Annotated in this window: 1 protein-coding gene; it reads left to right on the top strand. The window is 60.2% G+C overall.

Features of this window, described 5'->3' with window-relative positions; translation table 11 throughout:
- Positions 1–1,031: 1,031 nt before the first annotated feature.
- Positions 1,032–2,048, top strand: coding sequence for a hypothetical protein (locus ACWCQ6_RS36880; protein WP_451096821.1), 1,017 nt, complete (start codon positions 1,032–1,034; stop codon positions 2,046–2,048).
- The last annotated feature ends 295 nt before the right edge of the window (positions 2,049–2,343 follow it).

The following is a 2,343-nucleotide window of genomic DNA, read 5'->3' as shown; positions in this document are numbered from 1 at the left end:
TGCGGAAGCTCCGCTGCAGCACCACCCGGATCACCGGCGTCGTCCGTGCTGTCGTCGCCCTCGAACTCGCCACCTGATCAAGATGAAAAGGCTCCTTCACTCCGGCTTCCGCGCTGACAGTGACGTTGGTATCGGACCTGAACTCCGTTGACATGCTATTCGTGACACCGACTTACCAATGATCACTTTCGCACCTACTCCTGGGGACAATTGCCAAGCACGTGAAAGGCGCCAAGGAATCAGATATCCCCGACGCCCGACTCGAACCATGGATCACTCGCAGTAACGCGACGCACTTCGCGGGGCGTGAGGTCACCCCACCAGGGGAGTGAAGAGAATTATTCGTGGCTCTGTGGCGAAGTCTTGCCCAAGCGGCGCCGGCTGGGCCGACCATCAGCGGCCGAATCCGTGGCGCTGTACCGACGCGAGGACGGTTCGGTTCGGAGTGGGGCATGAATTGATTCGACCCGTCATTCGCCGATTGCGCGGGAGTAGACGCAGGCGGCCAAGTCGATGACCGAAGGCCAGATGTTCCATCAGCCGGACGTCCCCCCTGCTGTGGCCCTATAGTCGGCAGATAGGGATCCGGATGGGCGGAAGCCCCCCTACGTGAGTCGTGCCGACAGCTGGTGGGTGTCCGGGTCCAGCACTGTCGGCCCGCACCCGTGGGCCGACCTGTTCCCTGCACGACCGTCGTGTCGGGGTGTTCGGTCCTGCTCGGGGGGCATGAATGATTCCAGTCGTACAGCGTTTCGTGGGAGCGGTGGGGGCGGTGGTAGTCGCCGCAGCGGTAAACGTGGCCACCGGATTCCTCACTGATCACCGATCAACGGCGTGGTGGACTTCTGCGGCGGTGTTACTCGTAGTGGGGACCGTGGTGCAGTGGTGGCTCCCTGTGGCACCGGAGCAGGGCAGAAGCCAGCGGGCCGATGACAACGAGATCGACGGCAATTTGACCCAGACGGCCACCGGGCCCACAGCGCAGGAAGCGCACCGGAACAACGTCAAGGGAGATTTCCGGCAGGACCAAAATGGGTGAGCCGCAGAGGGAACCCCGAGGGACGTTCCGTCGGCGCACAGCCCGTCAACCCGAGACCACGCAGGGCGCGGACGGCAACTACGTCGGCGGGGACCTTCGGCAGGAATTCACCATTAACGTCGGTACCGCGGCCGACGCCAAGAAGGTACTGGGCACCTCGCGTACACCGAGTCGCCGCACGGTCCTACTCGGCGGCGCCACACTTGCCGCGACGGCCGGCGCACTCGTCGCCGTACGCCTCACCGGCACGGACGGCAAGAAGGCGCAGGGCCCGAGACCGTTGAGCGATTTGTTCGCTTTCAATAATCGAGATTTTCCCCCTTTCGATAAAGCAGGGTTCACAAAACAAATCGATGCCGTAATGCAGACGCCGGATAAAAAAGACAGGTATTGGCTCTTCTCCGGGAAAAATTTCACCCTCATCCAGGTGACCCGCAAGGAGAGAAATCTCGCTGAAGTGGTGCAGAACCCAGGACCCTTGACCGACTGGAGTTCCCTCCAGGCAGTCGAGGGCGAAAGTTCTCCACCGTTCAAGAAGATCGATGCCGTGATGCAGTGGCCGGACGACCGCAACAAGTACTGGATATTCTCGGGTTCACGTTTTCTTCGCATCAACGTGGCCAACAATTGGCCCCATATGGATACCAGGATTCCGAAAAAAGATTCGACGCCAAGCCCACTGAGTGGCTGGAGTTCCCTCGACAACACTTCTCCATCATTCAAGAAGATTGATGCCGTAACGAGGACACCGGATGACGACAACGAATATTGGGTCTTCTCGGGTTCACATTACCTTCGCCTCAAAGTGAACGACGGACACCATGACGATATCGTGGTCCAGAAACCAAAGCCGTTGAGCGAATGGGGAGGGCTCGGCCATTACCCGAGCTTTGCGGCAGGAATCGACGCCGTGATGCAGATGCCGGACATCCCGAAGGAATATGTTGTCTTCTCGGGGCAGCAATACCTTCGCACGTCGTGGACGGGATCGGAGTGGCTGGTCAAATAGATCAGCGTTCAAACGACGAGCGGCGCCCCAGGGCCCCGGGGAGAATCCCGTCGCTCCCGGTTTGACCGGTTGATCGTCGATACCCGGACATGAGACGAGCACGGCTTTTGTGGATCATGGAGTCCTACCTTCTTGATGTGGGACTGAACTGGTCATTCGTAAGATCGGCTAGGCCCAGGGGTTCCGGGTACGGCTGTCATGGAGCCTTTTCATCTTGATCAGGTGGCGAGTTCGAGGGCGACGACAGCACGGACGACGCCGGTGATCCGGGTGGTGCTGCAGCGGAGCTTCCGCA

The sequence above is a fragment of the Streptomyces sp. NPDC001880 genome (genome assembly GCF_053594575.1).
The sequence above is the reverse complement of the archived record's forward strand: the minus strand, read 5'-3'. Positions and strand labels throughout refer to the sequence as shown.